Below are 26,499 nucleotides of genomic sequence, written 5' to 3'. Positions count from 1 at the left end.
TGACGCAGGTCCGTTTTCCACGGCCGGTCCGTACGCCCCACCGGGGTGTGCGGGCCGGCCGCTCTCGTACGGCGCTCAGCGCCCGCGCTGCAGCCCCAGCTCGGCCATCCGGACGGGCATCCCGCCCGGGCCGACCGGCCCGCCGTGCGCGCCGGGGCGGCGCTGGCCGGGCAGCGGGGCGCCGCCGGGCGGCGGGCCCGAGCGGCGGGCCATCGGGCCGGGCTGCGTCTGGTGGACGGGCCCGCTGCCGGTGCCGTGGACGGGGGCGTCGCTGCCGCCCGCGCCGCCGCCCAGGGGCGCCAGGTCGATCTGCACCCCGCAGTCGGCCAGCGCGTCCAGTTCCCGGGCGGTGGCGTCGTCCGCGGTGGCCTGCTCGTCGGTGACGAGCCGGGTGATGGCGTCGGTGGCGACGGTCTGGAACATGCCGGCCGCGCCGAGCTTGGTGTGGTCGGCGAGGACGATGACCTCGGCGGCCGCCAGCACCATGGCCCGGTCCACGCTCGCGGACAGCATGTTCGCGGTCGACAGCCCGCGCTCGGCCGTCAGCCCGCTGCCGGAGATGAAGGCCTTGGTGACCCTCAGCCCCTGCAGCGCCTGTTCCGCGCCGCTGCCCACCAGCGCGTAGTTGGAGCCGCGCAGGGTGCCGCCGGTCATCACCACCTCGACCCGGTTGGCGTGCGCCAGCGCCTGGGCGACGAGCAGCGAGTTGGTGACCACCGTCAGCCCGGGCACCCTCGCGAGTCTGCGGGCCAGCTCCTGGGTGGTGGTACCGGCGCCGACCACCACCGCGTCGCCCTCCTCCACCAGCGAGGCGGCGAGGTCCGCGATGGCGCTCTTCTCCGCCGCGGACAGGTGGGTCTTCTGCGGGTAGCCGGGTTCGCGGCTGAAGCCGCCGGGGAGCACCGCGCCGCCGTGACGGCGGTCGAGGAGCCCTTCTGCCTCCAGCGCCCGTACGTCACGGCGCACGGTCACTTCGGAGGTCTGGACGACGCGGGCCAACTCCCGGAGCGAGACGGCTCCGTTGGCGCGCACCATTTCGAGGATCAACTGGCGACGTTCTGCAGCAAACACAGAACTGACGGTAACCCGCGTGACCGTCTGCTTTCATGCGTTTGCAGCTGGTAGCGGGAAATGCTCACGCACGAGCGGCGCGTGACCGTACAATACGCGCCGTCAGCAAGCCGGGGCTGCGCCCGCCGTCCGGGTGACGGTCCGTCGTGCGCGAAGGGCGGCCACCTTCCGATGACCGCCCTCAACTGTGCCCCTTGAGCTCAGGATTCGCCGTCGGCCCGCTTGCGGATGTGCAGCTGCCGGGCCGCCTCGGCGGTCGATCCGGACACGGACGGGTAGACGGTGAAGGCACTGGCCACCTGTTCGACCGTCAGATTGGCGTCCACCGCGAGCGAGATCGGGTGGATCAGCTCGCTCGCGCGCGGGGCGACGACCACGCCGCCGACCACGATGCCGGTGCCCGGGCGGCAGAACAGCTTCACGAAGCCGTCCCGGATGCCCTGCATCTTCGCGCGGGGGTTGCCGCGCAGCGGGAGCTTGACGACGACGGCGTCCATCTTGCCGCACTCCACGTCGGCGGCGGTGTAGCCGACGGTGGCGATCTCCGGGTCGGTGAAGACGTTGGAGGCCACGGTCTTGAGGTTCAGCGGCTGCACCGCGTCGCCCAGCGCGTGGTACATCGCGATCCGGCCCTGCATGGCCGCCACCGAGGCGAGCATGAAGACGCCGGTGCAGTCGCCCGCCGCGTAGACGCCGGGGGCGCTGGTGCGCGAGACCCGGTCGACCTGGATCTGGCCCCAGTCGTTGAGCTTGACCCCGGCCTCCTCCAGGCCCATCTCGGCCGTGTTGGGGATCGAGCCGACCGCCATCAGACAGTGGGTGCCCTCGATGACCTTGCCGTCCGAGAGGGTCACCTCGACCCGGTCGCCGATGCGCTTGGCGCTCTCGGCCCGGGAGCGGCTCATCACGTTCATGCCGCGGCGGCGGAAGACGTCCTCCAGCACCTCGGCGGCGTCCGGGTCCTCGCCCGGCAGCACCCGGTCGCGGCTGGAGACCAGGGTGACCTTGGAGCCCAGTGCCTGGTAGGCGCCGGCGAACTCGGCGCCGGTGACGCCGGAGCCGACCACGATCAGCTCGCGGGGCAGCTCCTCCAGGTCGTACACCTGCGTCCAGGTGAGGATGCGCTCGCCGTCCGGCGTGGCGTCGGGCACCTCGCGCGGGTGCGCGCCGGTGGCGATCAGCACCGCGTCGGCGCGCAGCGACTGCACCGAGCCGTCCGGCCCGTCCACCAGCACCTCGCGGGAGCCGTCCACGGCCTGCCCGCCGCCGCCGAGCCGGCCGCGGCCGCGCAGCACGGTGACCCCGGCCCGGGTGACGGACTGGGTGATGTCGTGGGACTGCGCGATGGCCAGGCGCTTCACACGGCGGTTGACCTTGCCGAGGTCCACGCCCACGACCTTCTCGCCCTGCTCGCGCGCCGCGCCGTCCTGGACGGTGATGCCGAGCTCCTGGTACGAGCTGTCGAAGGTGGTCATCACCTCCGCGGTCGCGATGAGGGTCTTCGACGGCACGCAGTCCGTCAGGACCGCCGATCCGCCCAGACCGTCGCGGTCGACGACGGTCACCTCCGCGCCGAGCTGGGCGGCCACCAGCGCCGCCTCGTAGCCGCCGGGTCCGCCACCGATGATCACGATCCGAGTCACGCCACCCATTGTCCCGCACGCCGGGAACGCCGCCACGCCGGGGTCGGAGGTGAGGACGTGTACCGGACACACGCCCCACCCACCCGGCCGGGCTACTCTGACCCCCATGCCCCTCTACGCCGCGTATGCCACGAACCTCGATGCCCGGCAGATGACCCGCCGCGCCCCGCACTCCCCGCTGCGCGGCACCGGCTGGCTGGACGGCTGGCGGCTCACCTTCGGCGGCGAACAGCTGGGCTGGGAGGGCTCGTTGGCCACCGTCGTGGAGGACGAGAAGGACCAGGTCTTCGTCGCGCTCTACGAGATCGCGCCGATGGACGAGGAGGGCCTGGACCGCTGGGAGGGCGTGCAGCTGGGCATCTACCGCAAGACCAAGCTGCGGGCGCACACCCTGGAGGGCGACATCCAGGTCTGGACGTACGTCCTCAACGACTACGAGGGCGGCCTGCCCGCCGCCCGCTACCTCGGCCTGATCGCCGACGCCGCCGAGAGCGCGGGCGCCCCGGACGACTACGTGCTCGACCTTCGCCGCCGCCCCTGCTGAGCTCTCGTACGTCCCGACGGCCGCTTCACCCGAAAGGCGCCACCGAGCTGTACTTTCGGGTCAACCGGGTAACGATCCGGCATGCCGCGGGCGATTTTCTACGCGCGTAGCCGATTCCCGTCTATCCTCGGACGCGTGAACGCAACTCCTCAGTCGGTCGTCTCCACCGACCCCTACGCCGCCGCCCAGGCCGCCGCCGCGCGCCTGCGCGAGCTGACCGGTGCCGAGCGGCACGACGTCGCCCTGGTGATGGGCTCCGGCTGGGTGCCGGCCGCCGACGCCCTGGGCGAGACCGTGGCCGAGTTCCCGGTCACCGACCTCCCGGGCTTCCCCGCCCCCTCCGTCGCCGGCCACGCCGGCACGATCCGCTCGGTGAAGATCGGCGACAAGCGCGCCCTGATCTTCCTGGGCCGCAACCACTACTACGAGGGCCACGGCGTCGCCACCGTCGTCCACGGCGTGCGCACCGCCGCCGCGGCCGGCTGCGGGATCATCGTGCTGACCAACGGCTGCGGCGGCCTGCGCCAGGGCTGGACCCCGGGCCAGCCGGTGCTGATCAGCGACCACATCAACCTGACCGGGGACTCCCCGATCGTCGGCGCCAACTTCGTCGACCTCACCGACCTGTACTCCAAGCGCCTGCGCACCCTGTGCCGCGAGGTCGACCCGACCCTGGACGAGGCCGTCTACGTCCAGTTCCGCGGCCCGCACTACGAGACCCCGGCCGAGGTCAACATGGCCCGGGTCATCGGCGGCGAGCTGGTCGGCATGTCCACCACCCTGGAGGCCATCGCCGCCCGCGAAGCCGGCGCCGAGGTGCTCGGCATCTCCCTGGTCACCAACCTGGCCGCCGGCATCACCGGCGAGCCGCTCAACCACGCCGAGGTCCTGGAGGCCGGCAAGGCCTCCGCCGAGCGCATGGGCGAGCTGCTGGCGAAGGTCCTTGAGCGGATCTGACGCCCACCAGGCACAGAATGCATGAGACGGGGCCCACGGGCGGCGTGATCCGCTGATCACGCCCTCCCGTGGGCCCCGTCCGCATGTGCACACCCCTTCTCATCGCGTCTTCTCATCGCGCGGAACCCTCCGGCCGACCCACCGACGCACTTCCCGATGGAGCTGCACACCATGACGCAGGCAAGCACCACCGACCTCCTCTCCCGGGCCCGGACCTGGCTGGCCGAGGACCCGGACCCGCAGACCCGCGAGGAACTGACCGCCCTGCTGGCCCGGGCCGAGGCCCCCGGGGCCGAGGAGGACGGGCAGCTCGCCTGGGCCGAGCTGGCCGGGCGCTTCGCCGACCGCCTCCAGTTCGGCACCGCCGGCCTGCGCGGCGAGCTCGGCGCCGGCCCGATGCGGATGAACCGCGCCGTGGTGATCCGGGCCGCCGCAGGCCTGGTCGCGTACGTGAAGAAGGAGGGCCTGGGCGACCTGGTCGTCATCGGCTACGACGCCCGCCACAAGTCGTACGACTTCGCCCGGGACACCGCCGCCGTGGTCGTCGGTGCGGGCCTGCGCGCCGCGCTGCTGCCCCGCGCGCTGCCGACCCCGGTGCTCGCCTTCGCCGTCCGCCACCTGGGCGCGGCCGCCGGCGTCACCGTCACCGCGAGCCACAACCCGCCGCAGGACAACGGCTACAAGGTCTACCTGGGCGACGGCTCGCAGATCGTCCCGCCGGCCGACGCCGGGATCGCCGCCGAGATCGACGCGATCGGCTCGCTGGACGACGTCCCGCGCGCCGAGGGCGGCTGGGAGGTGCTCGGCGAGGAGGTCGTCGAGGCGTACCTGGACCGGGCCGTGAGCATCGTGGACGAGCACAGCCCGCGCGACCTCGACGTGGTCTACACCCCGATGCACGGCGTCGGCCGCGACACCCTCGTCGCCGCCTTCCGCCGGGCCGGCTTCCCCGCGCCGACCGTCGTCGCCGAACAGGCCGAGCCCGACCCGGACTTCCCGACCGTCGCCTTCCCCAACCCGGAGGAGCCGGGGGCGATGGACCTCGCCTTCCGCACCGCCGCCTCCGTCGGCCCGGACATCGTCATCGCCAACGACCCGGACGCCGACCGCTGCGCGGTGGCCGTGCCCGTCAACGCCAACGCGGCCGGCTCCGGCAACGGCACCTCCGGCTGGCGGATGCTGCGCGGCGACGAGGTCGGCGCGCTGCTCGGCTCGGCGCTCGTCGCCAAGAAGGCCGAGGGCACCTTCGCCACCACCATCGTCTCCGCCACCCTGCTCGGCCGGATCGCCGAGGCCGCGGGCCTGGGCTACGCCGAGACGCTGACCGGCTTCAAGTGGCTCTCCCGCACCGAGGGCCTGCGCTACGGCTACGAGGAGGCGCTCGGCTACTGCGTCGACCCGCAGGGCGTGCGCGACAAGGACGGCGTCACCGCCGCCCTGCTCGTCGCCGAGCTGGCCGCCACCCTCAAGAAGTCCGGCCGCACCCTGACCGACCTGCTGGACGACCTGGCGCTGGAGCACGGCCTGCACGCCACCGACCAGCTCTCCGTCCGCGTCCAGGACCTCTCGCTGATCGCCGACGCCATGCGCCGCCTGCGTGAGCGGCCGCCGACCGCCGTGGCCGGCCTGACCGTCACCCGCGCCGACGACCTGTCGGCCGGCTCCGCCGAGCTGCCGCCCACCGACGGGCTGCGCTACTACCTGGAGGGCGAGGCCGTGCGCTCCGCGCGGATCGTGGTCCGGCCCTCGGGCACCGAGCCCAAGCTCAAGTGCTACCTGGAGGTCGTCCTCCCGGTCGCCACCGCCGCCGACCTCGGCGCCGCCCGTACGCGGGCCGCCGAGCTGCTCGACGCGATCAAGCGCGACCTCGCCGCGGCCGCCGGGATCTGACCCCGGCCCCCGTCACGACGCAAGGGCCCGCCGGTGCACGGCGGGCCCTTCTCCGTACGTTCGCCCGGAACGCGGTCAGACCGCGATCGCCGTGATCAGCGCGACCAGCCCGATCAGCGTCGGCGCGATCAGCCACCAGCACCAGCGCACCACGACCGGCCCGGCGGCGGCCGGCTCGCCGGCGTTGCGCTCGGCCATCTCCTGGAGCACGGCCGTCACCTGGTCGGACCACGCCTTCGTCGGGTCCGGGGAGCCGACGACCACCGGGTTGGCCTGGCGGCCGAAGATCATCCCGACCCGGGAGGCGTGTTCCTCGCCCTGGTTCTCCGCCCGCAGCCGGCCGGCCCGCTTGCGCTGGCGCAGCGACACCGGCACCGCCCAGACCTGGTACTTCTTCCCGCCGGCGAGCAGCTCGACCGAGTACCCGGCGCGCAGGGCGTCCACCGAGGCCCAGGGCGCGGTGATCGTCCGCCACGGGTTGCACACCAGCAGCCCGGCGGGGGTCGCCCGCACCACCGGGCGCAGCGTGTAGGCGATCACGGGGGCCGCGAACAGCGGCAGGGCGGCCAGCGACACGTACGGGGTCCTGCCCGTCCCGTTCAGCAGGGCGTCGCCGATCAGCCAGGCGGCCAGGGCGAGCAGCATCACGCCGGTGATCACACCGGGGACGGAGCGGTACACGCGGTCCGCGTACGCCTGGTCCCCGTCGGGAGCGGGCCGGCCCCGGTGGGGCCCGCCGTCGGATTGGGTCATGGCCCGATTCTGCCCCATGCCCCGCGCGGACCACAGGCCCCGACGATCACCGTTCGACGGCTATTCGGCACCTATCGGATGTGCACGGTCCTCGTCCGCCCCGGCGCGATCGTCGGCCGCGAGATCGGCTCCGGCGGGGAGCCGGAACTTCAGGCGTCGCTTGATGTCGTCCGTCGTCTCGATGATCACGCCGGGTGGCCGGCTTCCGCCCCTCGCCAGGCGCGGACACCGGCGATCACCGTTCACGAACGGCCTCGACCACCTGTTCGCTGCCGCCCGGGAGTCTGCGGCGGGAGGCGATGCGGTCCAACACCTCGCCCATCGTCGGTCTCCGGGCCCCTCGGTCCAGCACGTCGGCGACGTAGCGAGTGAGGAACGGGCGCTCGCGCTTCGCTCTCGCCGCCAGAATGTTCCGGGCGCCGGCGGACACGTCCCTGATGGTCGGTTTCACCCCCATGCCGCCAGTGTGGCGACGAGGAGACCCGGAGACATCCGTGTTTTCCCCGATTCGCCCGTTCGCATGAACGCCGACCGCCCCCAGATCTCGGTCCGGCCACGAAAGGGGGGTGCTCTAGCGGACGACTACGCGCGTAGATATGCTGGTCTGGTGACTATGTCCACTGTTGCAGCCAATGCCCCCGGCGTTGCGGGCAGCGGCCTCTCGGACGTTGCGGCGTCCGCGGCCTCGCTCCGCCGCTTCCTGCACGGCCTGCCCGGCGTCGACCAGGTCGGCCTGGAGGCGCGTGCCGCCACCCTCGGTACCCGCTCGATCAAGACCACGGCGAAGGCGTACGCCATCGACCTGGCGATCTCCATGATCGACCTGACCACGCTCGAGGGCGCGGACACGGTCGGCAAGGTGCGCGCCCTGTGCGCCAAGGGCAGGACCCCCGACCCGACCGACCCGACCACCCCCCGCGTCGCCGCGATCTGCGTCTACCCGGACATGGTCGCCACCGCGAAGGACGCCCTGCGCGGCACCGACATCCAGGTCGCCTCCGTCGCCACCGCCTTCCCGGCGGGCCGCGCCGCCCTCCCGGTCAAGCTCGCCGACACCGCCGACGCGGTGGCCGCGGGGGCCGACGAGATCGACATGGTGATCGACCGCGGTGCCTTCCTCTCCGGCCGCTACTTCGACGTCTTCAACGAGATCGTCGCCGTCAAGGAGGCGTGCAAGCGCGCCGACGGCACCTCCGCCCACCTCAAGGTGATCTTCGAGACCGGCGAGCTGCAGACGTACGACAACGTGCGCCGCGCCTCCTGGCTGGCGATGCTGGCCGGCGCCGACTTCATCAAGACCTCCACCGGCAAGGTCGCCGTCAACGCGACCCCGCCGGTCACCCTGCTGATGCTGGAGGCCGTCCGCGACTTCCGCGAGGCCACCGGCGTGCAGGTCGGCGTGAAGCCCGCGGGCGGCATCCGCACCACCAAGGACGCCATGAAGTACCTGGTGATGGTCAACGAGACCCTCGGCGACGACTGGCTGACCCCGCACTGGTTCCGCTTCGGCGCCTCCAGCCTGCTCAACGACCTGCTGATGCAGCGCCAGAAGCTCACCACCGGACGCTACTCCGGCCCCGACTACGTGACGGTGGACTGATCACCATGGCCAAGAAGAAGACGACCACCACCTCCACCGCCGGGGAGCCCGTGCGCAAGGGCGGCCTCTTCGAGTACGCCCCGGCCCCCGAGTCCCCCGCCGCCGCGGGCGACATCGCCACCTCCTACGGCCACTTCATCGGCGGCGAGTTCGTCGACTCCTCCGGCAGCGAGTCCCTGAAGACGGTCAACCCGGCCACCGAGCAGGTGCTCGCCGAGTTCGCCCAGGGCACCGACGAGGACGTGGACCGCGCCGTCGCCGCCGCCCGCAAGGCCTTCACCGACTGGTCGGCCCTGCCGGGCAGCGAGCGCGCCAAGTACCTGTTCCGGATCGCCCGGATCGTCCAGGAGCGCAGCCGCGAGCTGGCCGTGCTGGAGTCGATCGACAACGGCAAGCCGATCCGCGAGACCCGCGACGTCGACCTGCCGCTGGTCGCCGCGCACTTCTTCTACTACGCGGGCTGGGCCGACAAGCTCGACCACGCTGGCCTCGGGCCGAACCCGAAGCCGCTGGGCGTGGCCGGCCAGGTCATCCCGTGGAACTTCCCGCTGCTGATGCTCGCGTGGAAGATCGCGCCCGCCCTGGCGACCGGCAACACCGTCGTCCTCAAGCCGGCCGAGACCACCCCGCTGACCGCCCTGCGCTTCGCCGAGATCTGCCGCCAGGCGGGCCTGCCGAAGGGCGTCGTCAACATCGTCACCGGTGACGGCCGTACGGGCGCCGCGCTGACGGCCCACCCGGACGTCAACAAGGTCGCCTTCACCGGCTCCACCCCGGTCGGCCGGGCGATCGCCCGGCAGCTGGCCGGCACCCGCAAGAAGCTGTCGCTGGAGCTGGGCGGCAAGGCCGCCAACATCGTCTTCGACGACGCGCCGATCGACCAGGCCGTCGAGGGCATCGTCAACGGCATCTTCTTCAACCAGGGCCACGTCTGCTGCGCGGGCTCGCGCCTGCTGGTCCAGGAGTCGATCCAGGACGAGCTGCTGGACGCCCTCAAGCGCCGCATGGCCACCCTGCGCGTCGGCGACCCGCTGGACAAGAACACCGACATCGGCGCCATCAACTCCGCCGAGCAGCTGGCCCGGATCACCGCGCTGACCGAGGCCGGCGAGGCCGAGGGCGCCGAGCGCTGGTCCCCCGCCTGCGAACTCCCGGGCACCGGCTTCTGGTTCAAGCCGACCCTGTTCACCGGCGTCAGCCAGGCCCACCGGATCGCCCAGGAGGAGATCTTCGGCCCGGTGCTCTCCGTCCTGACCTTCCGCACCCCCGCGGAGGCCGTGGAGAAGGCCAACAACACCCCGTACGGCCTCTCCGCCGGCATCTGGACGGAGAAGGGCTCGCGCATCCTCTGGATGGCGAACCAGCTCAAGGCCGGCGTGGTCTGGGCCAACACCTTCAACAAGTTCGACCCGACCTCGCCGTTCGGCGGCTACAAGGAGTCGGGTTACGGCCGCGAGGGTGGCCGCCACGGTCTGGAGGCCTACCTCGATGTCTGACACGACCTTCGCGCGTCTTGACGTCCTCAAGACCTACAAGCTGTACGTCGGCGGGAAGTTCCCGCGCTCCGAGAGCGGGCGGGTGTACGAGGTGACCGACGCAAAGGGCCAGTGGCTCGCCAACGCCCCGCTGGGCACCCGCAAGGACGCCCGTGACGCCGTCGTGGCCGCCCGCAAGGCGGTCAAGGGCTGGGCCGGCACCACCGCCTACAACCGCGGCCAGGTGCTGTACCGCGTCGCCGAGATGCTCCAGGGCCGCCGCGAGCAGTTCGCCGCCGAGGTGGCCCTCTCCGAGGGCATCGGCCCGAAGAAGGCCGCCGCGCTGGTGGACGCCGCGATCGACCGCTGGGTCTGGTACGCGGGCTGGACGGACAAGGTCGCCCAGATCGCGGGCGGCGCCAACCCCGTCGCCGGCCCGTTCTTCAACCTCTCCGTCCCGGAGCCGACCGGCGTGGTCGGGATCGTCGCCCCGCAGGCCGGGTACGGGCACTCGCTGCTCGGCCTGGTCTCGGTGATCGCCCCGGCGATCGCCACCGGCAACACGGTCGTGGTCGCGGCCGCCGCGGACGCCCCGCTGCCCGCGCTGTCGCTGGGCGAGGTGCTGGCCACCTCGGACGTCCCGGGCGGCGTGGTCAACATCATCTCGGGCCGCACGGCCGACATCGCGCCGACCCTGGCCTCGCACCAGGACGTCAACGCGCTGGACCTCACCGGCGCGATCGCCGAGGACGGCCCCGGCGCGGCGCCCGCCCTGGAGGCTTCCGCCGCGGATACCCTCAAGCGGGTAATCCGTCCGGAGCTGGACCCGTTCGCCCGGGACTGGACGGATGCGCCCGGTACGGACCGGCTACTCTCGTTCCTGGAGACGAAGACGGTCTGGCACCCGATGGGGATCTGACCTCCGTCCCCGACGGGTTGAGTCACAACTCCACAGACTGGCCGTCCCCAGTGCCCTCTCCCCCCCAGGGCCCGGGCGGTCATGAGACGGACCCGCACCTCTCCCCCCCAGGTGCGGGTCCGTCGACTTTCGTCGGCGTACCCCTCGACTTTCGGCGATCCCCGGGGCGGGCGCGCGCGGCGCACAATCCTTCGTACCGGGATGTTCACCGGGGCGTTCACGGAACGTTCACCGGGACCTTCACCCGGACGAACGAGGGACCGAACGAGGGGGCGCCGTGGGAGAGTTGATCGCCGAGCTAATGCCGCTGCTCACCGACGGGTTCATCCGCCGGTGGCACGTCTCCCGCACCCGCAGGCGCCTGGCCGCCGGCCGGCCCGTACGGATCCCGTGCTCGGCCCGGTCCGAGCGGCCCGGCCGGCAACGCGCCTACGTCAACGGGAAACTGCACATCACCCCGGGTTCGCGCACGGTCACCTTCGGCTCCCGTGCGCTCGGTCACGTCGACCTGCCCGTCGGCGGCACCTTCCACGAGCCCGAGCCCGACACCTGGCACAGCCAGGACTGGGCCGCCACCGGCTACGAACCGCCCCGGGGCGGCCGGATGGTCTACCTCCAGGTCGACAGCCGCTACCTGCCGATGCTGCACCTCGCCCTGGCCGGTCCGGACGCCGCCGGAAAGGTCTGACCGACCGGTTTCGGTAACCGGCCGGGATGCGTCAGACTGGTGTCCCGTGAGTGACTCCCCCATGAACCCCGCACCGACCCCGCCCGCCCGGGTGATCCTGATCTCCGGGCCCTCCGGTTCGGGGAAGTCCTCCCTCGCCGAGCGCAGCGGTCTGCCGGTCCTCCAGCTCGACGACTTCTACAAGGACGGCGACGACCCGACCCTGCCCCGGCTGCCGGACGGCGCCGTCGACTGGGACTCCCCGCTCGCCTGGCACCGCGACCAGGCGCTCGCCGCCATCCGCGCGCTGCACGAGCAGGGGCGCGCCGAGGTGCCGGTGTACTCGATCCCGGACAACGGCCGCGTCGGCACCCACCTCCTGGAGCTCGGCGAGGCGGGCGCGTTCATCGCCGAGGGCATCTTCGCCGCCGAGATCGTCGGCGAGTGCGAGGCCCAGGGGCTGCTCGGCGACGCCCTGTGCCTGCGCAACGGCGCGCTCACCACGGCCTGGCGCCGGCTGCGCCGGGACGTCCGGGAGGGCCGCAAGTCGCTGCCCGTGCTGCTGCGCCGGGGGGTGCGGCTGATGCGGGCCGAGCGTTCGATCGTCGAGCGGCAGGTCTCGCTGGGCTCGTACGCCTGCGCCGGCCCCGAGGCCGAGCGGCGGATACACGTGGCGGCGTGGGCCGGGCGCTTCACCACCGTCTGAGCCGCTCGTACGACGTCGGAGCGGCGTCAGAACGGCGTCAGAACGACGTGAAAACGACGGGCCCGGTGCGTCTCCCCCGCACCGGGCCCGTCGCCCTTCGAACGATCCTCGGCTCCCCCACGGGCCGCTCCCCCGAGCCGACCCCCGGACCGTGACCGTCCGCTTCCCGTCCCCCGACGGGAGTCCATCGCCGCGCCGCTACGCGACCAGCTCGCCGAACGCCCGGACGGTGTCGCCCGACTTGTTCAGGTGCTCGTCCTCGCGCAGCCGGCGCAGCGCACGCCAGATGCTGCTCTTGACCGTGCCGACGCTGATCCCCAGCACGTCGGCGATCTCCGGGTCGGTCTTGCCCTCGTAGTACCGCAGCACCAGCATGGTCCGCTGGTTCTCCGGCAGCTTCGCCAGCGCCTGCCACAGCACGGCGCGCAGCTCGGTGCCGCCCATCGCGTCGGTGTCGCCGGCCGTCTCCGGCAGCTCCTCGGTCGGGTACTCGTTGACCTTGCGGCGCCGCCAGGCGGAGATGTGCAGGTTGGTCATGGTGCGGCGCAGGTAGCCCCCGACCGCGGCCTTGTCGGTGATCCGGCCCCAGGCGCGGTAGGTGCTGAAGAGCGCGCTCTGCAGCAGGTCCTCGGCCTCGTAGCGGTCACCGGTGAGGTGGTAGGCCGTGGCGTACAGGGAGGCGCGGCGCTCGCGCACGTACGCGGTGAACTCCGTGATGTGGTCCTCCGCGACGGCCGGGTGCTCCCCCTGCGCGTCTCCCTGTCCCGCCTGGCCGGTGCGGGCCGGTGCGGCGTTCAGCCGCAGCAGCGTCGCACCTGCGGCCTCGCGGCCGGCCGGCTCCCCCGAGCCGACCGTCCGCAGACCGCTGTTCCCCCGGTTGCCCCCCAGGGCGTCCTTGCCCTCGACGCGGACGGGGAGGATCCCCCGCAGCGTGAGGGTGTTGGCGGAGTCGGCCGCACTCCCCGTCCGGCCGATCCCGTACAGCTCCCCCGTCCTGCCACCGCCGCTCACCCGGCGTGCGGCAGGGTTTCCACCGGTGCTGTGCGCGCACCCCCGTACGGTCACGGCACCGGAGTTCTCGTCGGTCCTGACCTCGTACCGGGTCCGGGGGGCGGTGGCTGACGAACGCGCGGTGCGGACAGCCGGGTTGGTCCGGGTCTGAAGCATGGCGTTCATCGTGCGCCCCCTGGGTCGGTACGAGCGGTTCCGGTTGCCGCCCTCCAGCCGGGCCTGGGGCCCGCTGTCCTGCGGCGACACGGAAAATCCTGCCCGGCGGTTGTGATGGCACTGTCTGCCGACTGTCACAGGGGTGTCACAGGGGTGGGCCGTTCGTCCCGGTCCGCCCTCCTCCGTACCGGACGCCGGGGGCGTTCCTTCCGGTTCCCGTACGGGCGGTGACCGGTCCGGGGGGTGAATCGGCGCGGCCGGTGGGCCAAAATGGGGCCGTGCCTTTCCTCCTACTGATCGAGGACGACGACGCCATCCGCACCGGCCTCGAACTCGCCCTCACCCGCCAGGGCCACCGCGTGGCCACCGCCGCCTCCGGTGAGGACGGTCTGAAACTCTTCAAGGAGCAACGGCCCGACCTGATCGTGCTCGACGTCATGCTGCCCGGCATCGACGGCTTCGAGGTGTGCCGGCGCATCCGCCGCACCGACCAGCTGCCGATCATCCTGCTCACCGCCCGCTCGGACGACATCGACGTGGTGGTGGGCCTTGAGTCCGGCGCCGACGACTACGTGGTCAAGCCGGTGCAGCCCCGCGTCCTGGACGCGCGCATCCGCGCCGTGCTGCGGCGCGGCGAACGGGAGAGCTCGGACTCCTCCGCGTACGGGACCGTGGTGATCGACCGCGCGGCGATGACCGTCACCAAGGACGGCCAGGACCTCCAGCTGACCCCGACCGAGCTGCGGCTGCTGCTGGAACTCAGCCGCCGTCCCGGCCAGGCGCTCTCGCGGCAGCAGCTGCTGCGGCTGGTCTGGGAGCACGACTACCTGGGCGACTCCCGGCTGGTGGACGCCTGCGTGCAGCGGCTGCGGGCCAAGGTCGAGGACGTGCCGTCGGCGCCGACGCTGATCCGCACCGTGCGCGGGGTGGGCTACCGGCTGGACCCTCCGGCCTGAGTCCCTCTCCCCCTCGGCTCCCTCCACTCCCGCAACTCCCGTACGACGACAGGCTCACGTGACTGACCACCAGACGACCACCCGGCGCATACCGGCCGTTTCGTGGCGCCAGCTGCGCTCGCTGCGGGTGAGGCTGATCGCGGTGTTCGCGGCGGTCGCGCTGCTCGCCGCCGTCTCGGCCTCCGGCATCGCGTACTGGCTGAACCGCGACGCGGTGCTCAAGCGCGCCCAGGACACGGCGCTCAACGACTTCCGCGTCTCGCTCAGCCGCAGCGTCTCCACGATGCCGCTGAACGCGACCTGCCAGGACCTCGCCGGCCTCGCCTCCGGCGTGGCCAGCTCCGGCCTGAGCTACGACGTGGTGGTGACGGACCCGGAGCACCCGGAGTGCTCGGCCTCCTCCGACCCGGCGCACTTCACCCTGGCCGACGTCCCGGCCCCGCTGCAGTCCACCGTCGCCAAGCCGCGCGAGATCACCGACAGCAACCCGTACCGGTACCACCTGTACTGGCAGCGGCAGAACCTGGAGGGCCGGCCGTTCCTGATCGGCGGCAGCAAGGTGATGCCGAACGGCCCGACGGCGTACATGTTCAAGTCGCTGGAGAACGAGCGGGCCGACCTCAACACCCTGGGCTGGTCGCTGTCCATCGCCACCCTGCTCGCCCTGATCGGCTCCGCGCTGCTCGCCCAGGCCGCCTCCGCCACCGTGCTGCGGCCGGTCAAGCGGCTCGGCGACGCCGCCCGCAAGCTCGGCGAGGGGCGGCTGGACACCCGGCTCGAGGTCGACGGCGCCGACGAACTCGCCGACCTGGCGCGGACGTTCAACCGGACGGCGGAGGCGCTGCACGAGCAGGTGGAGGAGCTGAGCGCACGCGAGGCGCAGAGCCGGCGGTTCGTCGCCGACATGTCGCACGAGCTGCGCACCCCGCTGACCGCGATGACCGCCGTCACCGACATCCTGGAGGACGAGGCCGAGTCCCTCGACCCCATGATCGAACCGGCCGTACGGCTCGTGGTGAGCGAGACCAGGCGGCTGTCCGACCTGGTGGAGAACCTCATGGAGGTCACCCGCTTCGACGCCGGCACCGCGAAGCTCGTCGCCGACGAGGTGGACATGGCCGACCTGATCATGTCCTGCATCGACGGCCGGGCCTGGTACGACGCCGTCGAACTGGACGCCCCGCGCGGCATCCTGGCCGTCGTCGACCCGCGCCGGCTCGACGTGGTCTTCGCCAACCTGATCGGCAACGCCCTCAAGCACGGCGGCTCGCCGGTGCGCGTCAAGGTCCGGCAGACCGGCGACTCGGTGGTGGTCGAGGTCTCCGACAGCGGCCCCGGCATCCCCGAGGACGTGCTGCCGCACGTCTTCGACCGCTTCTACAAGGCCGACCGGGGGCGGGCCCGCTCCGAGGGCAGCGGCCTGGGGCTGTCGATCGCGATGGCCAACGCGCAGATCCACGGGGGCACGATCACGGCGGCCAACGGGGAGGTCGGCGCGGTGTTCACCCTGACGCTGCCACTGGCCCCGCCGGCTCCGCCGTCCGAGGACGAGACCGAGGGCGGCCCGGTTCGCGACGCCGCCCGGGACAAGGACGCAAGTTGACCCGCTCCACCGCCGTACGTTCGACCGCCGCGCCTGCGCTGCCGACCGTCCTGCGCCGCTCGGCCGGGGTGGTGGCGCTGCTCGCGCTGGCCTCCGGCTGCGGCATCCGGCCCACCGCCGTGCCCGTGGACGCCGGGGCCCCGGCCAGCCGGACGGCCTGCCCGACCGCCCCGCACGTGCCGACCGCCCTGGCCACCCCCGCCCCGACCCCGGCCGTCACCCAGGCCCGGGGCGGGGTCGCCAAGGGCGCCGCGAGCCCGTCCCCGGCCCCGGCGCAGGCGAGCAGCGCGCCGCCGGACAACCCGTTCAGCGCCGTCCCCGGCGCGGGCTGCCGGTAGCCGGTACCGGCAGTCGTACGGGGGCGCCGAGGGGCGCTTTCGGAATGTTCACGCCGGGTGTGGAACCGTCGCGCCACCGGCTCACGTCCTTCCCCCCGTGCAGCGAGATGGCACCAGGACACGCGACGAGCGTTCCGTCGTGCGGACCGAGACCGGGCCGACGGCGGTCGTCCACCGTCCCCTCCGCCTGATCGGGCTGGCGGGCCTGGCCTGCCACCTGGCGGTGGTGCTCTGGCTGGTGGTGCTCCGGCCCCTGCCGGTGGCCTGGGTCTACGACGCCAACCTGACGCCGCTGGCGTCGCTGCGCTCCTCGACGGGCTGGCAGGTCGCCGGCGAACTCCTGCTGCTGGCCCCGCTCGGGGTGCTGCTCCCGCTGGCCGGCGGGCGCGTGCGGGCGGGCTGGCTGCCGTCCTTCCTGCGCACCACCGGCGCCTCCGCCATGCTGGCGACGGGCCTGGAGTTCCTCTCCTCCTGGACGCCCGGGCACGTGCTCAACGTGGACCACATCCTGCTCGCGGTGATCGGCGTGGCCGTCACCCACCTCGCCTTCGTCCCGGGCCTGCGGCACGTGCTGCGCGAGCGCCTGACGGCGGCCGCCCGGCGGGCCGCCTCGGAGGACGGGCAGGCGGGGGCCGCCGTCCGGATCGCACCGACGGCCGACAGGGCGACGGTCCACGCGGTGACGCCCGTCGTCACCCCGGTGGTCGCCCTCGCCCCCCGCCCCCGCGCCTACGCCGAACCGACGCCGCCCGCCCCCTGAGGGCCCGAGCCGAACGACACGGCCTACGCGACCACCCGGCCGCCGACCTCGATCAGCCCGCCCGGGCGCGGCCCGGTCATCAGCTGCGAACCCCGGCCCTGGGTGATCGTCAGCTCCCGGCCGAGGCGGGCGGTCAGCAACAGGGCGGCCGCGCCCGTCGCCTCGTCCTCGTCGATGCCGTCGCCCCGCCCGGGGAAGGCCCGGGCCCGGACGGTGCCGGCCGCCTCGTCCTGCCAGGCCCAGGCGTAGATCCACTCGCCCGGCGGCGGCACCTCCAGGGCGTCCACCTCGGCCGCCGAACCGTACTGACGCAGGGTGCGCCCGGGCGCCCACTCGGGCCGGGCCTCGATCCTGGTCAGCCCGCCCTCGCGGCGCACGCCCACGACACCGGCGGCGGTGACCAACCGGTCGACGCCGAGCAGCCAGGCCGCGCCCACGCAGGGGTGGCCGGCGAAGGGCAGGCGCAGGGTCGGGGTGTAGATGTCGATCTCCCCGCTCACCGGGTCGTCGACGAACACCGTCTCGCTGTAGCCGAGTTCACGGGCGAGGGCCTGACGATCCGCCCGCGCCGGCAGCGAGGCGCCTTCGCGCACCACGCCGAGCTCGTTCCCGTACTCACCGTCCGGTCCGCAAAAGACCCGCAGCAGCTCATAGCCGACCATTTCCCACCTCGTCAATCTCCGTTCCGGTGCAGCGCAATGACACCGTGATGAAAAGGCGACGCCGGATGTCAGCCGCCTCCAGTACTGTGCGCTCTCGTCCCCGAACGGTTCCTCCGTTTTTCATTCCGGTTACAGGAAGCACCTTGAATCTCGATTTCAGCGCCGAGCCGCTCTTCTCCTGGTACGTCGTGGCGCTTGCCCTCAGCGGCATCATCCTGCTCGGCCTCGGCGTGGCCAGCATGCGCGTGAAGATCGGGATGCGGATCATCTGCAGCCTGGTCGGCCTCGGATTCCTCGGCTACGCCTACTACCTCGCGTTCGTCTTCGAGGGCGGCACCTACACCATCTTCCTGAAGGTGTTCATCCTGCCCGTGCTGCTGATCGTCGCCATGGTGAAGTCGATCGTCGAGCGCAGCAACGCCAAGAACGCGCAGCCGGCCGCGCCGGTGGCCCCGTACAACCCGAACGCCCCGTACAACCCGAACGCGCCGTTCGACCCCAACGCCGCGCAGGCGCCCGCTCCGCAGACTTGGCAGCCGGCCGCCCCGGCCGCGCCCGTCGCCCCGGCGGCCCCGCAGGGTGCTCCGGCCGCGCCGCACGGCGCCGCGCCGTATCAGCCGGGCACGCCCGCCCAGCCGGTGGCGGACAACCCCTACGCGCAGCCCACTCCGCCGCAGCAGCCGCCGACGGCCTGAGCTCCGCCCGTACGGACGCCTCGAGGGCCCGTCCCCCCTTCCGTAGTGGAACTACTGCAGTAGTGCCACTACGTACGTAGTGCGACTACATCCGTAGTGGCACTACGAAGGGGGGAACGGGCCCTCTCGCCGTATCCGGGATCAGCGCTGAGCGGCAGCCATGCGGCGGCGCGCCACGACCAGGGTGCCCGCGCCGAGCGCGATCGCGGTGGCGCCGGTGATCGCCATCGGGGCGGCCGAGGAGCCGCCGCCGGTGGAGGCCAGGTCGGTGCCGGTGGCCGACGCGGCGGTGGCGGTCGTCCCCGACGAGCCGGTGGCCGACGAACCCTGCGCGCCCGTGCCGCTCTGCGCGGCCGGGACGACCGGGGCCTGGGTCGCCGGGGCGGGGTCGGTGGTCGACGGGGTGGCCGGCGTCGTGGGAGCCGGGGTGGCCGGGGTGGTCGCCCCGCCCGTGGCCGCGGCCTCGATCTTGAACGGGGCCTTCGGGCTGGACGTCCCGGCCTGGTGCTCGCCCTGCCCGGGCAGGCTGTACGCGTTGGCGAAGACCGTCTCGGCGGCGACCGGCGCGTCCTTGGTGAAGGCCAGGCGCAGATTGACCGTGCGGGTCTCGCCCTTGGGCAGCGGGATGACGTCGTCGGCCTTGTTACCCGTGGCCAGTGCCACGCCCAGCTGGGTGCCGGGGATGTCCCCGTCCGGCGTCGGGGTGGCAGCCAGCCACTTTCCGTCCTGCGTCTGGAACTCCAGCTTGACGGCGTCGGGCCGCAGCACGCCCTCGCCCTGGAAGACGATCGCGGGGACGATCCGCAGGTCCTTGCCGGTGCGGTTGGTGTAGACGGCCTTGAACGCCTTCGCCTCGCCACCGGCGGTGAAGGTCTCCGGCAGGCCCTCGACCTTGATCTCCGGCAGACCGGCCGTGGGCGGGGTGGCAGGACCGTCCGGCGGCTCGACGGTGAAGTTCGGGGTGCCGCCGGAGGCCAGGCTGGAGGAGGGCTGGCCGGCGGGAACGGTCGGATCGGTGACCGCCGCGCTGACGGCCGCGGATGCCTGACCGGGGGCGGCATCGGCGGAGAAGGTCAGCCGCAGCCGGTAGACGGCCTCGGCACCGGGGGCGAGGTGCAGTTGGGCGGCGGACCCGTCGAGCTCCCAGGCACCACCGGAGGTGAGGCCGAACGGCTTGGCCTCCTGCCACTGCGTGCCACCCGGGCGCTGGAACTCCAGCTTGAGCTGGCTCTGCTTGAGGGCGGAGCTGGTGGAGGCCACGCTGAAGCTGGTGGTCGCATCCATCTGATGATCGGCGGTGTTCTTGAACGTCGCGGTGAACTCGACCGCGTTGCCCGCCTTGACGGTGGTCGGGAAGCCGCTGACCGTGACCGTGACGGGCGAAGCCTGGCCCTGGGGCGCGGGGGCGGTGGGGCCGGGTGCCGCCGGGGCCGCGAACGCGGCGGGGGCCGAGGTCAGGGCGACGCCCGAGACCAGGGTGGCGGCGGCCGCGACAGCGAGGAGCCGGCGGTGCTGAATGCGCAAGGGAACCTCACGGAGGAATGCGGGCGAGCGCCCGGGGAAGTGCGAAGTCGCAGACGTGAGGGGCAGCTTGAAGCCGTTGGAAGCCGCGAGGGCGCCGCCGATTCAGCCCCCCATGATCAGCGACCGCGGAATCATATCCAGATGATCCGACAGCTTCGCCACGGGGTTTCCGCCCCCACCCGGCCACCGCCCCGCCGCCCGAATAGGACTTCCGTCCTCAGGGCCCTCCCCGAGACGACCCCGACGGCCGGGTACGCCTCCCCGGTGACCCGCCGGGGCCGCGAATCACCTGGTGGGCGGAGGCTTGCCGCCCGTCCGCGACGGAGCATGGAAGTACACCCGCCGGACCGGCCGACCGGGTCGCAACCGATTGGGAGACCACCATGGCCCGCCTCGCCCGCCCCCGCCACAACCGCGTCATCGCCGGCGTCTGCGCCGGGATCGCCGAGCGCTTCGGCCTGACGCCCTGGACCGTCCGCCTGATCTTCCTGGCCTCCTGCCTGCTGCCCGGCCCGCAGTTCCTGGTCTACCTCGCCCTGTGGGTGCTGCTCCCCCAGGAGCCGTGATCCCAGAACCGTGATCCCGGAGACGTGATCCCAGAAGCGTGATTCCTGAGCCGTGATCCCGGCGGGCGCACGAGAACGGGCCGCCCGCCCCGGAGTTCCCGGGGCGGGCGGCCCGTCGTGCTGCGTGCCAGGGTCAGCCGGCGAGGCCCGGCAGCGGCAGGGCGCCGGTCAGCCCCCCGATCGGGGTCTTGTCGACGCCCGGGATGGTCGGGATGGCCCCACGGGTCTGCGTCACACCGGCGACCGGCGCGGCAGCGGGCGCAACGGCGGGCGCGGCGACCGGAGCCGCCTCCGGGGCCGCCGCAGCGGCGTGACCGGCGGTCGGGGCGAGGGTGCCGAGCGCGCCGGTGACCTTGTCACCACCGGGCAGCTTGGAGGCGGTGTCGGTGACCGCACCGGTCACCGCGGGGTTCGTCACCGCGCCGGTGGGAAGCCCGAGGCCGCCGGGCGCCGGGGCCTCGGCGGAGGCGGTGCCGGCACCGACCGCCGCGATGGCGATGCCGAGCGCGGCGGTGCCGGCGGCCTTGAGAGCCTGCTTCATGGTTCGTCCCCTTGGGTCGTCGTCGGTGGCCGGCTCCGACGCGGAGGGCGGAAGGGCGACCGCCGCCACCGCTGTCGTCGACGGCATGACTGGCACACCGTAGTGAGAGGTTCGCGCCAGCACCAAAGGGCGTTCACTCACCCGAGGGAATAGTCGGATGAACACCAATTTCCGCACGAGAAAAGGGCGTTCATCCGACCTCGCGTACGACCGAAACGGCCGAAACGGCCGAAGACTCAGTTGCCGGCGCCGGAGGCGAACAGCCACTCCGCCTTGAGCTCGGCGTAGCCCGGCTTGATCACGTCGCCGATCATCGCCAGCCGCTCGTCGAAGGGCAGGAACGCGGACTTCATCGCGTTGACGGTGAACCACTCCATGTCGCCCAGCGTGTAACCGAAGGCGTCCACCAGGTGCCCGAACTCCTGGCTCATGCTGGTGCCGCTCATCAGCCGGTTGTCGGTGTTCACCGTGACCCGGAACTTCAGCCGGCTCAGCAGCCCGATCGGGTGCTCGGCGTACGAAGTGGCCGCCGCCGTCTGGAGGTTGGAGGTCGGGCACATCTCCAGCGGGATGCGCTTGTCGCGCACGTACGCGGCCAGGCGGCCGAGCTCGACGGAGCCGTCCTCGTTCACCGTGATGTCGTCGACGATCCGCACGCCGTGGCCGAGCCGATCGGCGCCGCAGCACTGCAGGGCCTCCCAGATCGACGGCAGGCCGAACGCCTCGCCCGCGTGGATGGTGAAGTGGTTGTTCTCGCCCTTGAGGTAGTCGAAGGCGGCCTGGTGGCGGGTGGGGGGGTACCCGGCCTCGGCGCCCGCGATGTCGAAGCCGACGACGCCCGCGTCCCGGTGGCGGTTGGCCAGCTCGGCGATCTCCTGCGAACGCGCGGCGTGGCGCATCGCGGTGATCAGGGTGCCGACGCGGATGCGGTGGCCGGCCGCGCGGGCGTTGGCCTCGCCGAGGCGGAAGCCCTCCTGGACGGCCAGGACGACCTCGTCCAGGCTCAGTCCGCCCTCCAGGTGCTGCTCGGGGGCGTAGCGCACCTCGGCGTACACGACGCCGTCCGCGGCCAGGTCCTCGGCGCAGTCGGCGGCGACCTTGATCAGGGCCTCGCGGGTCTGCATGACGGCGCAGGTGTGCGCGAAGGTCTCCAGGTAGCGGACCAGCGAGCCGGAGTCGGCGGCCTCGCGGAACCACTCGCCGAGTTCCTTGGGGTCCATGGTCGGGAGGCCCTCGTAGCCGACCGCGGCGGCCAGCTCGACGACGGTCTCCGGGCGCAGCCCGCCGTCCAGGTGGTCGTGCAGCAGCACCTTCGGCGCGCGGCGGATCTGGTCGGGGGTGGGAATGCGCGGGCCCGTGCCCGCGGTGGTGACGGGGATCTGCTTCTCCATTGCGGAAATATAGCCCCTACGCGCGTAGACCCACCACCGGGAACACCGCCGGATGGTCCAAACTCCACGCGGAATTCCACCGACCGGTCCATACGATCCACCAATGCGCAATCCCCGGCCCGGCCGTCAGTCGTGGTGCAGCAGCCGCCCCCGCCGCGACAGCACGAAATCCCGGAACGCCGCCACCGGCGGAGTCAGCGGCCGCCCCGCCGCCCAGGCCAGCCCCACCGCCCGGCGCGTCCTCGGCGCCGTCACCTCCAGCTCCACCACCCCCGGCCGGGGCACCAGCGGCGGCGGCAGCAGCGCCACACCCAGGCCCGCCGCCACCAGCCCGCGCAGCGTCTCCGCCTCCTCCCCCTCGAAGGTCAGCCGGGGCACGAAGCCCGCCTGCGCGCAGAAGTCGTCCGTGATCACCCGCAGCCCGTACCCCGGCTCCAGACCGACGAACGGCTCCTCCGCCACCTCCCCCAGCCTGATCCGCCGCCGCCCGGCCAGCCGGTGGTCCGCCGGGACGACCAGGTTCAGCCGCTGCTCGTCGAGCGGGCGGGCCACGAACGCCGGATCGTCCGGCAGCGGCGCGACCAGGCACAGGTCCAGCTCCCCCGCCCGCAGCCGCTCCAGCATCGCCCCGCCGTAGTCCTGCACCAGCTGGAACCGCACCTGCGGATTCTCCGCCCGGAACCCCCGCAGCAGCGCCGGCACCGCGTCCGGCCCCATCGTGTGCAGGAACCCGAAGGCCACCCGCCCGGCCGCCGGATCCGCCTCCGCCCGGGCCGCCTCCGCACCCCGCTCGACCTCCGCCAGCGCCCGCTCCACCGAGGCCAGCAGCAGCCGCCCGGCCCTCGTCAGCCGGACGGTCCGGCCCTGCCGGGCCAGCAGGTCCACCCCCAGCTCCTCCTCCAGCCGCGCCACCGCCCGCGACAGCGTCGGCTGCGGCACCCCGAGCAGCGCCGCCGCCCGCGTCACGTGCTCCAGCCGGGCCACCGCGGCGAACTGCGCCAGCCTCGGCGCCAGCAGCACCGCGGGCTCACCGGGCCCCAACTCGGCCACCCGGTGGCCCTGTTCCACACCGTCCGCCGACTCCGGCCCCGTCATGCCGCCACCACCTGTCCTCATACGCGTGTGCATCGATCATCCCCTCTTCATGCATTGGACGCATCAACCGCCACGGGCCTACGGTCGTCCCCATGCAGCCCGCCGATACCAGGGCAGCCTCGACTGCCCCCACACCCGCCCTGGAGCCCGCCCGGGACGACCGCCACCGCCCCGGGCAGCGCGCCTTCCGCCGCGCCAACCTCGCCCTGTTCGCCGCCGGGGTCGCCACCTTCGTCCTGCTGTACTCCACCCAGGGCCTGCTGCCGATCCTCTCCGCCGACCTCGACCTCACCCCCGGCCAGGCCAGCTGGACGGCCTCCGCCGCCACCCTCGGCCTCGCGCTCGGCCTGCTCCCGGCCAGCGCCCTCTCCGACCGCTACGGCCGCACCGCGGTCATGACGGCCTCCACCCTCGCCGCCGCCACCCTCGCCCTCGCCCTGCCGTTCGCGCCCGACCTCACCACCCTCGTCGCCCTGCGCGCCCTCCAGGGCGCGGCCCTCGCTGGCCTGCCCGCCACCGCCATGGCCTACCTCGCCGAGGAGATCCACCCCAGCGCCCTGGCCTCCGCGATGGGCCTGTACGTGGCCGGCAACAGCATCGGCGGCATGGGCGGACGCCTCCTCTCCGGCTGGACGGCCGCCGCCCTCGGCTGGCGCTGGGGCCTGGCCGCCTCCGCCGCCCTCGCCCTCCTCGCCGCCCTCGCCTTCCGCCTCCTCATCCCCGCCGCCCGCCACTTCACCCCGGCCCCCGTGGACGCCCGCGCCCTCGCCCGCACGGTCGGCGCCCACCTGCGCAACCCGCTGCTGGTACGGCTCTACCTGCTCGGGATGCTCTTCATGGCGGTCTTCGGCGCCGTCTACAACACCATCGGCTACCGGCTGATCGCCGCCCCCTTCCACCTGCCCGAGTCGATCGCCGCCTCGATCTTCGTCGTCTACCTCGTCGGCACCGGCACCTCCGCGGCCGCCGGCCGCCTCACCACCCGCCTCGGCCGCCGCGGCGCCCTCTACACCGCCATCGCCGTCACCACCGCGGGCCTCCTCCTCTCCCTCGCCGACTCCCTCCCCCTCACCCTCCTCGGCCTCGTCCTCATCACCGCCGGCTTCTTCGCCGGCCACGCCACCGCCTCCGCCGCCGTAGGCCGCACCGCCACCCACGGCCGCGCCCAGGCCTCCGCCCTCTACCTGATCGCCTACTACCTCGGCAACAGCCTCGGCGGCACCCTCGGCGCCGACGCCTACCACTCCACCGCCTGGCCCGGCGCCGCGACCATCGCCCTCACCGCCATGACCCTCGCCACCGCAGTCACCCTCTACGGCACCCACCAGGCCCACGCGGCGCGGCAGACAGGCGGACTCTCCGTCCGGTAAACCGGCCTCATGGCAGACCACAGGCACCATCAGCAGGCATGGCGGGAGAAGGAGCGGGAAGTCGACGCCGCGCTCGCCGAGGGCGAGCGCGGCCAGGTGTTCCAGGACGGGGACGCGTTCCTCCAGTCCCTCGCCGACGAGGCCAGGTTGGACCTGGAGCAGGTCAAGCGCCTTGCCGAATCGGCACCCACGATCGACGACAGCCCATGACAGCTGGCGCCGATAGACTCCGAGACATGAGCATCGAACCTGCTGTGTTCGCCCGGTTGCGTGAGATCGCTGATCAGCTGCCGCAGATGCCGGGAATAGGGAAGATCGAGATCGCCGACGGCGAGATCGTCATGATGATGTCGCCCGTCAAGCGCCACGAACTGGCCGTCATCCGCCTCGCGCAGCAGCTCAACGCCCAGCTGCCCGACACCCACCCCGGATACATCGCCCACGGCGGTGCGGATCTGGAGGACATCGGCCTCGGCCGACTTCGCAATCCCGACCTGATGGTCTTCCCCGAGGCCGCTCTGGACGACGACACGCCGGCGTTCCGGCCCCACGAGATCCTTCTCGTCGTAGAGATCGTCTCCAAGTCCAACCCCGAGAACGACTACCACAACAAGGTCCACGACTACGCCACCATGGGCATCCCGCTCTATCTCCTGGTTGACCCCCGCAAGGGCACCGGCATCATCCACGACGAGCCCGGCTACACACGCCGCACGGATTTCGTCTTCGGCGACACCATCACCGTCGGCCCCTGGACCCTCGACACCAGCGTCCTGCGGACCTACACCTGAGAACACGAAGGAGCCCGTCCCCGGTGACCGGGTACGGGCTCCTCGACGACGTTCAGGCAGCCGGGGCCTGGAAGCGGACGGTGGCCTGGGTGTCGGGCGTGACATGGATGTCGAGTTCCGCCTCCAGAGCGCCTGCCAGCCGCTGCAGCAGCGGGAGCGTCGGCACGACACCGGCCTCCTCGATGCACTCGATCTCGTCTTCAGTCATCCCCGCACGCCGGGCCACCTCGGCGTGCGAGAGGCCGAGAGCGATTCGACGGTCGTAGAGCGCCTGCCCCAGCGCCTCGGAGTACTGCATCTCCAGCCGGAACGCCGCCATCTCCGGGCTCTCCTCCACCTGCTCGCCCAACAGCTCGCGCGTGCGGCGGGTCTTCCACTGGGAGTGGTTCATCTCAACCCTTCTTCCGGGATGATCCGGCTGAACTCGCCATGCGCGGGCTCGTGTTCGGACTCACAGATCTTCTGAGCCCATAGCGCCCGGGTGACCTCAGCTGTCTCCCGCATCCGTCTCTTGGTGAACACCGTCAGCAGAATGATCCGCCGACCGGGCGCCAGCCAATAGGTAACTCTCGTGGCCGTGCCGTCCAGACGAAAGCGCAGTTCCCGCAACGGTCCTTCCAGGTGCCGCGAGCGCGGCTCGTCGAGCGTCGTCGGGTTCTCGGCCAAAATATCAACGCGTCTCTCCATGGCAGCGTAGTGCCGTGTCGAGAGTGTGATGAGCCAATCCCGAACCTCAGGTTCGATCTCGACCGTGAAGCGGTCAACTCCCATGTGCGGCAGCGTAGGGCACGCTGCCGCACATGGAGTAATCATAT

At 72.7% G+C, this 26,499-nt stretch carries 29 protein-coding genes; 17 read left to right on the top strand and 12 right to left on the bottom strand.

The genetic code is table 11. The features are described 5' to 3' along the window. Nucleotides 1-75: 75 nt before the first annotated feature. Both ACIBCA_RS12640 and ACIBCA_RS12635 read right to left on the bottom strand, forming a co-directional pair. Nucleotides 76-1,035 (bottom strand): DeoR/GlpR family DNA-binding transcription regulator, encoded by a 960-nt coding sequence (locus ACIBCA_RS12640; protein ID WP_037973305.1) that lies wholly within the window; start codon nt 1,033-1,035, stop codon nt 76-78. A gap of 236 nt (nt 1,036-1,271) precedes the next feature. Next, a complete protein-coding gene (locus tag ACIBCA_RS12635; protein ID WP_396282838.1) occupies nt 1,272-2,723 on the bottom strand; it encodes an NAD(P)H-quinone dehydrogenase in 1,452 nt (483 codons plus the stop codon). 97 nt (nt 2,724-2,820) lie between these two features. Here ACIBCA_RS12635 and ACIBCA_RS12630 point away from each other — a divergent pair, with 97 nt between their 5' ends. The 3 genes from ACIBCA_RS12630 to ACIBCA_RS12620 all read left to right on the top strand — a co-directional run bounded on the left by ACIBCA_RS12630 (nt 2,821) and on the right by ACIBCA_RS12620 (nt 6,105). After that, complete coding sequence (locus ACIBCA_RS12630) at nt 2,821-3,258, top strand: gamma-glutamylcyclotransferase (protein ID WP_396282836.1); 438 nt, start codon at nt 2,821-2,823, stop codon at nt 3,256-3,258. A gap of 81 nt (nt 3,259-3,339) precedes the next feature. Then, entirely contained in the window at nt 3,340-4,215 is an 876-nt protein-coding gene (locus ACIBCA_RS12625) for a purine-nucleoside phosphorylase (RefSeq protein WP_396282835.1), read from the top strand. Between the two features lie 171 nt (nt 4,216-4,386). Beyond that, nucleotides 4,387-6,105, top strand: a complete 1,719-nt coding sequence (locus ACIBCA_RS12620) for a phospho-sugar mutase (RefSeq protein WP_396282834.1) — start codon at nt 4,387-4,389, stop codon at nt 6,103-6,105. Between the two features lie 75 nt (nt 6,106-6,180). On the opposite strand, the gene ACIBCA_RS12615 is transcribed toward ACIBCA_RS12620, so the two are convergent. Next, a complete protein-coding gene (locus ACIBCA_RS12615; protein WP_396282833.1) occupies nt 6,181-6,858 on the bottom strand; it encodes a PH domain-containing protein in 678 nt (225 codons plus the stop codon). 235 nt (nt 6,859-7,093) lie between these two features. Further along, the gene (locus tag ACIBCA_RS12610; protein WP_396282832.1) at nt 7,094-7,315 is read right to left on the bottom strand and encodes a hypothetical protein; all 222 of its coding nucleotides are present in this window, start codon (nt 7,313-7,315) and stop codon (nt 7,094-7,096) included. 156 nt (nt 7,316-7,471) lie between these two features. On the opposite strand from ACIBCA_RS12610, the gene deoC reads away from it, so the two are divergent. The 5 genes from deoC (at nt 7,472) to ACIBCA_RS12585 (ending at nt 12,225) form a co-directional block, all read left to right on the top strand. Further along, nucleotides 7,472-8,458 carry a deoxyribose-phosphate aldolase gene (gene deoC, locus ACIBCA_RS12605; RefSeq protein ID WP_396282831.1) on the top strand — a complete coding sequence of 329 codons (987 nt, stop codon included), beginning with the start codon at nt 7,472-7,474 and terminating at the stop codon, nt 8,456-8,458. A gap of 5 nt (nt 8,459-8,463) precedes the next feature. Then, a complete protein-coding gene (locus ACIBCA_RS12600; RefSeq protein WP_396282830.1) occupies nt 8,464-9,954 on the top strand; it encodes an aldehyde dehydrogenase family protein in 1,491 nt (496 codons plus the stop codon). Beyond that, complete coding sequence (locus ACIBCA_RS12595; protein WP_396282829.1) at nt 9,947-10,852, top strand: aldehyde dehydrogenase family protein; 906 nt, start codon at nt 9,947-9,949, stop codon at nt 10,850-10,852. The genes ACIBCA_RS12600 and ACIBCA_RS12595 overlap by 8 nt, the downstream gene beginning before the upstream one ends. 277 nt (nt 10,853-11,129) lie before the next feature. After that, nucleotides 11,130-11,540, top strand: coding sequence for a hypothetical protein (locus tag ACIBCA_RS12590; protein ID WP_396282828.1), 411 nt, complete (start codon nt 11,130-11,132; stop codon nt 11,538-11,540). 61 nt (nt 11,541-11,601) lie between these two features. After that, nucleotides 11,602-12,225 (top strand): ATP-binding protein, encoded by a 624-nt coding sequence (locus ACIBCA_RS12585; protein WP_396282947.1) that lies wholly within the window; start codon nt 11,602-11,604, stop codon nt 12,223-12,225. Nucleotides 12,226-12,423: 198 nt separating this feature from the next. Here ACIBCA_RS12585 and ACIBCA_RS12580 read toward each other — a convergent pair whose 3' ends face one another. Continuing rightward, the gene (locus tag ACIBCA_RS12580; protein WP_396282946.1) at nt 12,424-13,113 is read right to left on the bottom strand and encodes a SigE family RNA polymerase sigma factor; all 690 of its coding nucleotides are present in this window, start codon (nt 13,111-13,113) and stop codon (nt 12,424-12,426) included. Nucleotides 13,114-13,670: 557 nt separating this feature from the next. Here ACIBCA_RS12580 and ACIBCA_RS12575 point away from each other — a divergent pair. The 4 genes from ACIBCA_RS12575 to ACIBCA_RS12560 all read left to right on the top strand — a co-directional run bounded on the left by ACIBCA_RS12575 (nt 13,671) and on the right by ACIBCA_RS12560 (nt 17,049). Next, nucleotides 13,671-14,348, top strand: coding sequence for a response regulator transcription factor (locus ACIBCA_RS12575; RefSeq protein WP_031073463.1), 678 nt, complete (start codon nt 13,671-13,673; stop codon nt 14,346-14,348). Between the two features lie 58 nt (nt 14,349-14,406). Then, nucleotides 14,407-15,951, top strand: coding sequence for a sensor histidine kinase (locus ACIBCA_RS12570; RefSeq protein WP_396282827.1), 1,545 nt, complete (start codon nt 14,407-14,409; stop codon nt 15,949-15,951). Next, on the top strand, nt 15,948-16,289 hold the full coding sequence (locus ACIBCA_RS12565; RefSeq protein ID WP_396282826.1) for a hypothetical protein: 342 nt from the start codon (nt 15,948-15,950) through the stop codon (nt 16,287-16,289). The genes ACIBCA_RS12570 and ACIBCA_RS12565 overlap by 4 nt, the downstream gene beginning before the upstream one ends. Nucleotides 16,290-16,428: 139 nt before the next feature. Next, nucleotides 16,429-17,049 (top strand): VanZ family protein, encoded by a 621-nt coding sequence (locus ACIBCA_RS12560; protein ID WP_396282825.1) that lies wholly within the window; start codon nt 16,429-16,431, stop codon nt 17,047-17,049. Nucleotides 17,050-17,072: 23 nt separating this feature from the next. Here ACIBCA_RS12560 and ACIBCA_RS12555 read toward each other — a convergent pair whose 3' ends face one another. After that, nucleotides 17,073-17,711, bottom strand: coding sequence for a PhzF family phenazine biosynthesis protein (locus ACIBCA_RS12555; RefSeq protein WP_396282824.1), 639 nt, complete (start codon nt 17,709-17,711; stop codon nt 17,073-17,075). 143 nt (nt 17,712-17,854) lie between these two features. Between ACIBCA_RS12555 and ACIBCA_RS12550 the strand changes: the two genes are divergently transcribed. Beyond that, nucleotides 17,855-18,406, top strand: a complete 552-nt coding sequence (locus ACIBCA_RS12550; protein WP_396282823.1) for a hypothetical protein — start codon at nt 17,855-17,857, stop codon at nt 18,404-18,406. A gap of 141 nt (nt 18,407-18,547) precedes the next feature. On the opposite strand, the gene ACIBCA_RS12545 is transcribed toward ACIBCA_RS12550, so the two are convergent. Continuing rightward, complete coding sequence (locus ACIBCA_RS12545) at nt 18,548-19,930, bottom strand: hypothetical protein (RefSeq protein ID WP_396282822.1); 1,383 nt, start codon at nt 19,928-19,930, stop codon at nt 18,548-18,550. Nucleotides 19,931-20,313: 383 nt separating this feature from the next. Here ACIBCA_RS12545 and ACIBCA_RS12540 point away from each other — a divergent pair, with 383 nt between their 5' ends. Continuing rightward, complete coding sequence (locus ACIBCA_RS12540; protein WP_031073456.1) at nt 20,314-20,496, top strand: PspC domain-containing protein; 183 nt, start codon at nt 20,314-20,316, stop codon at nt 20,494-20,496. Nucleotides 20,497-20,629: 133 nt separating this feature from the next. Here the strand turns inward: ACIBCA_RS12540 and ACIBCA_RS12535 are convergent, their stop codons facing one another. The 3 genes from ACIBCA_RS12535 to ACIBCA_RS12525 all read right to left on the bottom strand — a co-directional run bounded on the left by ACIBCA_RS12535 (nt 20,630) and on the right by ACIBCA_RS12525 (nt 23,523). Beyond that, nucleotides 20,630-21,037, bottom strand: coding sequence for a hypothetical protein (locus ACIBCA_RS12535; protein ID WP_396282821.1), 408 nt, complete (start codon nt 21,035-21,037; stop codon nt 20,630-20,632). A 236-nt stretch (nt 21,038-21,273) separates the two neighbouring features. Next, nucleotides 21,274-22,428 carry an adenosine deaminase gene (locus ACIBCA_RS12530; RefSeq protein WP_051837872.1) on the bottom strand — a complete coding sequence of 385 codons (1,155 nt, stop codon included), beginning with the start codon at nt 22,426-22,428 and terminating at the stop codon, nt 21,274-21,276. A 126-nt stretch (nt 22,429-22,554) separates the two neighbouring features. After that, nucleotides 22,555-23,523 carry a LysR family transcriptional regulator gene (locus ACIBCA_RS12525; RefSeq protein ID WP_396282820.1) on the bottom strand — a complete coding sequence of 323 codons (969 nt, stop codon included), beginning with the start codon at nt 23,521-23,523 and terminating at the stop codon, nt 22,555-22,557. 92 nt (nt 23,524-23,615) lie between these two features. On the opposite strand from ACIBCA_RS12525, the gene ACIBCA_RS12520 reads away from it, so the two are divergent. From ACIBCA_RS12520 to ACIBCA_RS12510, 3 genes are read left to right on the top strand one after another with little or no spacing between them, the layout of a single operon-like run. Further along, nucleotides 23,616-24,893 (top strand): MFS transporter, encoded by a 1,278-nt coding sequence (locus ACIBCA_RS12520; RefSeq protein WP_396282819.1) that lies wholly within the window; start codon nt 23,616-23,618, stop codon nt 24,891-24,893. A gap of 9 nt (nt 24,894-24,902) precedes the next feature. Next, nucleotides 24,903-25,103, top strand: coding sequence for a hypothetical protein (locus ACIBCA_RS12515; RefSeq protein ID WP_396282818.1), 201 nt, complete (start codon nt 24,903-24,905; stop codon nt 25,101-25,103). 26 nt (nt 25,104-25,129) lie between these two features. After that, nucleotides 25,130-25,684: a Uma2 family endonuclease gene (locus tag ACIBCA_RS12510; protein WP_396282817.1), complete on the top strand. Its 555-nt coding sequence runs from the start codon at nt 25,130-25,132 to the stop codon at nt 25,682-25,684. Nucleotides 25,685-25,736: 52 nt separating this feature from the next. Here the strand turns inward: ACIBCA_RS12510 and ACIBCA_RS12505 are convergent, their stop codons facing one another. Beyond that, entirely contained in the window at nt 25,737-26,075 is a 339-nt protein-coding gene (locus ACIBCA_RS12505) for a helix-turn-helix domain-containing protein (RefSeq protein ID WP_396282816.1), read from the bottom strand. Then, nucleotides 26,072-26,455, bottom strand: coding sequence for a type II toxin-antitoxin system RelE/ParE family toxin (locus tag ACIBCA_RS12500; protein ID WP_396282815.1), 384 nt, complete (start codon nt 26,453-26,455; stop codon nt 26,072-26,074). The genes ACIBCA_RS12505 and ACIBCA_RS12500 overlap by 4 nt, the downstream gene beginning before the upstream one ends. Between the last annotated feature and the right edge of the window lie 44 nt (nt 26,456-26,499).

It is taken from the genome of Kitasatospora sp. NPDC051170, assembly GCF_044455705.1.
GTDB lineage: Bacteria > Actinomycetota > Actinomycetes > Streptomycetales > Streptomycetaceae > Kitasatospora.
This window is presented reverse-complemented; position numbering and strand designations above follow the sequence as displayed.

Bases quoted from the DNA above. Each gene is read 5' to 3' on its own strand.
- ACIBCA_RS12615 (WP_396282833.1), bottom strand. From the start codon at position 6,858: ATGACCCAATCCGACGGCGGGCCCCACCGGGGCCGGCCCGCTCCCGAC.
- ACIBCA_RS12525 (WP_396282820.1), bottom strand. From the start codon at position 23,523: ATGACGGGGCCGGAGTCGGCGGACGGTGTGGAACAGGGCCACCGGGTG.
- ACIBCA_RS12555 (WP_396282824.1), bottom strand. From the start codon at position 17,711: ATGGTCGGCTATGAGCTGCTGCGGGTCTTTTGCGGACCGGACGGTGAG.
- ACIBCA_RS12610 (WP_396282832.1), bottom strand. From the start codon at position 7,315: ATGGGGGTGAAACCGACCATCAGGGACGTGTCCGCCGGCGCCCGGAAC.
- ACIBCA_RS12620 (WP_396282834.1), top strand. From the start codon at position 4,387: ATGACGCAGGCAAGCACCACCGACCTCCTCTCCCGGGCCCGGACCTGG.
- ACIBCA_RS12540 (WP_031073456.1), top strand. From the start codon at position 20,314: ATGGCCCGCCTCGCCCGCCCCCGCCACAACCGCGTCATCGCCGGCGTC.
- ACIBCA_RS12505 (WP_396282816.1), bottom strand. From the start codon at position 26,075: ATGAACCACTCCCAGTGGAAGACCCGCCGCACGCGCGAGCTGTTGGGC.
- ACIBCA_RS12500 (WP_396282815.1), bottom strand. From the start codon at position 26,455: ATGGGAGTTGACCGCTTCACGGTCGAGATCGAACCTGAGGTTCGGGAT.
- ACIBCA_RS12595 (WP_396282829.1), top strand. From the start codon at position 9,947: ATGTCTGACACGACCTTCGCGCGTCTTGACGTCCTCAAGACCTACAAG.
- ACIBCA_RS12635 (WP_396282838.1), bottom strand. From the start codon at position 2,723: ATGGGTGGCGTGACTCGGATCGTGATCATCGGTGGCGGACCCGGCGGC.
- ACIBCA_RS12515 (WP_396282818.1), top strand. From the start codon at position 24,903: ATGGCAGACCACAGGCACCATCAGCAGGCATGGCGGGAGAAGGAGCGG.
- ACIBCA_RS12535 (WP_396282821.1), bottom strand. From the start codon at position 21,037: ATGAAGCAGGCTCTCAAGGCCGCCGGCACCGCCGCGCTCGGCATCGCC.
- ACIBCA_RS12600 (WP_396282830.1), top strand. From the start codon at position 8,464: ATGGCCAAGAAGAAGACGACCACCACCTCCACCGCCGGGGAGCCCGTG.
- ACIBCA_RS12510 (WP_396282817.1), top strand. From the start codon at position 25,130: ATGAGCATCGAACCTGCTGTGTTCGCCCGGTTGCGTGAGATCGCTGAT.
- ACIBCA_RS12585 (WP_396282947.1), top strand. From the start codon at position 11,602: ATGAACCCCGCACCGACCCCGCCCGCCCGGGTGATCCTGATCTCCGGG.
- ACIBCA_RS12625 (WP_396282835.1), top strand. From the start codon at position 3,340: ATGCCGCGGGCGATTTTCTACGCGCGTAGCCGATTCCCGTCTATCCTC.
- ACIBCA_RS12630 (WP_396282836.1), top strand. From the start codon at position 2,821: ATGCCCCTCTACGCCGCGTATGCCACGAACCTCGATGCCCGGCAGATG.
- ACIBCA_RS12640 (WP_037973305.1), bottom strand. From the start codon at position 1,035: ATGGTGCGCGCCAACGGAGCCGTCTCGCTCCGGGAGTTGGCCCGCGTC.
- ACIBCA_RS12520 (WP_396282819.1), top strand. From the start codon at position 23,616: ATGCAGCCCGCCGATACCAGGGCAGCCTCGACTGCCCCCACACCCGCC.
- deoC (WP_396282831.1), top strand. From the start codon at position 7,472: ATGTCCACTGTTGCAGCCAATGCCCCCGGCGTTGCGGGCAGCGGCCTC.
- ACIBCA_RS12530 (WP_051837872.1), bottom strand. From the start codon at position 22,428: ATGGAGAAGCAGATCCCCGTCACCACCGCGGGCACGGGCCCGCGCATT.